At 35.3% G+C, this 4,190-nt stretch carries 2 protein-coding genes; both read left to right on the top strand.

What is annotated here, in order from left to right; translation table 11 throughout:
• Window positions 1–184: 184 nt before the first annotated feature.
• Entirely contained in the window at window positions 185–874 is a 690-nt protein-coding gene (locus ACIQZC_RS09455) for a DUF6252 family protein (protein ID WP_396138982.1), read from the top strand.
• A 167-nt stretch (window positions 875–1,041) separates the two neighbouring features.
• A partial coding sequence (gene dnaE / locus ACIQZC_RS09450) for a DNA polymerase III subunit alpha (RefSeq protein ID WP_396138981.1) occupies window positions 1,042–4,190 on the top strand: 3,149 nt, incomplete at its 3' end.

The raw sequence follows: 4,190 nt of genomic DNA, 5'->3' as shown, positions 1-4,190 counted from the left end.
TTTTTACTGACATAATCTTGTGATTAATTTAAGGTACTCGACCTTGGTTATTTAAGGGTGCAAATATATAAAACTTTGTAATATAAATAACCTATCTCTGTAAAAAATATTTTTTAATAGATTTTGTGTTTGTTTGGATAAATAACTTATTTTTGTTTCCCCAACATTTAATAAACCCTTAAAAATGAAAAAAATTGTTTCTTTCTTTGCTATCGTTGTATTATTTAGTGCTTGTGAGCAAGATATTCAGACCAATACTCCTGGTTTTCAAGCTAAACGTAATGATGTACAATGGAGAGCAAATAATGCGAGTGTTGCTGTCGATGCAACTGGAGGAATGACTATTACAGCATATTCATCTTCTGAAACGGTTGTTCTAAAAACTAATGCTACAAATGTTGGAACTTATTTATTAGGTACACAAAACGCAAATAATTTTGCTTCATGTACCTCAAATGCTGCTGGATTTCCAGATTTTTATGACACAAGTGTAGTTGAAGGACCAGCATATTTATTATCAAATTTATTAACTCCCGGAACAGGTTATACCACTTCGGCTGCTGCTCAAACAAGTGGCGGTTCGGGTTCGGGTTTACGACTTGCTTTGACAACTTTATCAGGAGCTGTTACTAAGGTTACAGTGGTTTCAAGAGGATTAGGATATGTTTCAGGAGATGTAGTTACAATTCAAGGAGGCAATAATAATGCAACGGTTCGTATTGAAAATGTACAACAAAGTAATGGCGAAATAACTATTGAAGATATTTCTGAAGGCTTGTTTACAGGTACATTTAAATTGAATGCTACAAATGCAGATGGTGAAGTGATTACTTTTTCAGAAGGACATTTTTATAAAATACCATTAGGGCAATAAAAAAATAGAATAATAGCACCATAGTAAAACCATTTGAAGAAATTCAAGTGGTTTTTTGTTAATAACTAAAATTGCTCCTTAACGACTTAAAATGTAATTTTGATAAATCTCAAATTCGTATTGTTAAGCATTGGAATTTGAATTTTTGAACTTGGAATTTTACCACTATGTATTTAATTTTCGATACCGAAACCACCGGTTTACCTAGAAGTTGGTCAGCACCTATTACAGATACTGATAACTGGCCTCGTTGTATTCAAATAGCTTGGCAGTTGCACGATGAGATGGGAAATTTAATCGAGCACCAAGATTATTTGGTAAAACCTGAAGGTTTTAATATTCCGTATGATGCCGAAAGAATTCATGGTATTTCTACCGAATTAGCAATGGAGCAAGGAATTTTGTTATCGGAAGCATTAGAAAAATTCAATATTGCACTTTCCAAAACTAAATTTATTGTTGGGCAAAATGTAGGATTTGATGTCAATATAATGGGATGTGAATTTCATCGTATGAACATTGGTTCAGACATGATTAAAATGCCTGTTTTAGATACGTGTACCGAAATTACTGCTAATTTATTGAAGTTACCCGGTGGAAGAGGCGGAAAGTTTAAATTACCAACATTAACCGAATTACATCAATATCTTTTTAACCAACCTTTTGCAGAAGCACACAATGCAACTGCCGATGTGGAAGCTACAACGCGCTGTTTTCTGGAGTTAATCAAAAGAGAAATTTTTACCAAAGAAGAACTTGATGTAACTCCCGACTATTTTAGAAGTTTCAAAGAAAAAAATCTGGGCGAAATTCAATTAATCGGATTACAACATGTTAATCTAAAACAAGCTTCTGACCAAATTAGGACCCGTTTGAAAAAAATTGAACAAGAAGAAGTTCAAACCACAATTTCAGACGATATAAAATCAGATTTAAAAGACGCTGCTTTTGCACATTTACACAATCATACGCAATTTTCGGTATTGCAATCAACTATAGCGGTAAATGATTTGGTAAGCGCTTCAGCTAAATTTAATATGCCTGCAGTTGCTATCACAGATACAGGTAACATGATGGGAGCTTTCCATTTTGTAAGTGCTGTAATGAATCATAACAAAGCAGCAAAAGCGAAAATTGAAGCGTCAATTGAAGCAGGTGAAGTGCTCACAGAAACCGAAATCAAGCCGATTGTAGGTTGTGAATTCAATATCTGCGATGATCATAAAGATAAGACCAAAAAAGACAACGGCTATCAGGTTGTTTTATTGGCAAAAAACAAAAAAGGCTATCATAATTTAGCCAAAATGTCTTCTATTGCCTACACGGATGGGTTTTATTATGTGCCGCGTATCGATAGAAAAATTATTGAGCAATATAAAGAAGACATCATTGTTTTATCGGGAAATTTATATGGCGAAATTCCGAGTAAAATTCTAAATGTTGGGGAAAGTCAAGCCGAAGAAGCTTTGATTTGGTGGAAGCAGCAATTTGGTGCTGATTTTTACTTGGAAGTCATGCGACACAAGCAAGAAGATGAAATTCGAGTAAATCAAACGTTAATAGCTTTCGCAAAAAAGCATAATGTGAAGTTGGTTGCAACCAATAATACGTATTACGTTAATAAAGAAGATGCCAACGCACACGATATTTTATTGTGTGTAAAAGAAGGTGAAAAACAAGCAACGCCAATTGGTCGCGGTCGCGGATATCGATATGGATTGCCTAATCAGGATTATTATTTTAAGTCGGGTGACGAAATGAAGCAACTTTTTGTTGATTTACCCGAAGCGATTATCAATATTCAGGAAATTATCGATAAAGTAGAAATTTATTCCTTGTATCGCGATGTTTTACTACCAAAATTTAAAATTCCTGATGAATTTGAAGTTTCAGAAGATGCCCAAGATGGTGGCGTGCGAGGCGAAAATAATTACTTAAGACATTTAGCCTATAAAGGTGCCGAAAAACGATATCCCGAACTTTCAGATGATATCAAAGAGCGATTAGATTTTGAATTACTTACGATTGCTAATTCGGGTTATCCAGGCTATTTTTTGATTGTTCAAGATTTTATTGCCGAAGCCCGAAAAATGGATGTATCCGTGGGTCCAGGTCGTGGTTCGGCTGCAGGTTCGGCTGTTGCCTATTGTTTAGGAATTACCAATATTGATCCTATTAAATACGATTTGCTTTTTGAACGTTTTCTAAATCCCGATCGAGTTTCAATGCCCGATATCGATATCGATTTTGACGATGAAGGTCGCGGTCGCGTAATGGATTATGTTATTAATAAATACGGCTCAAATCAGGTAGCACAAATTATTACCTATGGTAAAATGGCTACAAAATCGGCTATTAGAGACACCGCTCGAGTGTTGGATTTACCATTGTTTGAAGCGGATCGAATTGCCAAATTGATTCCAGGAATGATGCCTGCCAAATGGAATTTAGCTCGATTTTTAGCCGAAGACGAAAGCGAAGTCAAAAAGGCATTGCGTTCGGAAGAATTTGAAAAAGTCAAAGAACTAATCGGAATTGCTAATTCAGAAGATTTAGCAGGAGAAACCATTCAGCAAGCAAAAGTATTAGAAGGCTCGATCCGAAACACCGGAATTCACGCCTGTGGAGTAATCATTACGCCCAGTGATATTACCAATTTTGTTCCTGTTACAACCGCAAAAGATTCCGATTTATATGTAACGCAATTTGACAACTCTGTAGCCGAAAGCGCCGGTTTGTTAAAGATGGACTTTTTAGGATTAAAAACCTTAACCTTAATTAAAGACACGGTTAAATTGGTCAAATATCGTTTAAATATAGATTTGGATCCTGATAATTTCCCAATTGACGATGTAAAAACATATGAGTTATTCCAACGAGGCGAAACGGTAGGGATATTTCAATATGAATCTCCTGGAATGCAAAAATACATGAAGGATTTAAAACCAACTGTTTTTGCCGATTTAATTGCCATGAACGCATTATATCGTCCGGGACCATTGGAATACATACCTTCATTCGTTCGAAGAAAAAATGGTGAAGAAGAAATTAAATACGATTTAGAAGCCTGTGAAGAATACTTAGCTGAAACCTATGGAATTACTGTTTATCAAGAACAAGTAATGCTTTTGTCACAATCATTAGCTGGATTTACAAAAGGTGATGCCGACGTACTTCGAAAAGCAATGGGTAAAAAAGATAAGCCTGTTTTGGATAAAATGAAACCTAAATTCATCGAGCAAGCTTCAGAAAAGGGTCATGATTCGACTATTTTAGAGAAAATTTGGAAAGACTGGGAAGCGTTTGCTAGTTATGC

Source organism: Flavobacterium sp. (genome assembly GCF_044338735.1).
Lineage (GTDB): Bacteria > Bacteroidota > Bacteroidia > Flavobacteriales > Flavobacteriaceae > Flavobacterium.
The sequence above is the reverse complement of the archived record's forward strand: the minus strand, read 5'-3'. Positions and strand labels throughout refer to the sequence as shown.

Bases quoted from the DNA above. Each gene is read 5' to 3' on its own strand.
- ACIQZC_RS09455 (WP_396138982.1), top strand. From the start codon at position 185: ATGAAAAAAATTGTTTCTTTCTTTGCTATCGTTGTATTATTTAGTGCT.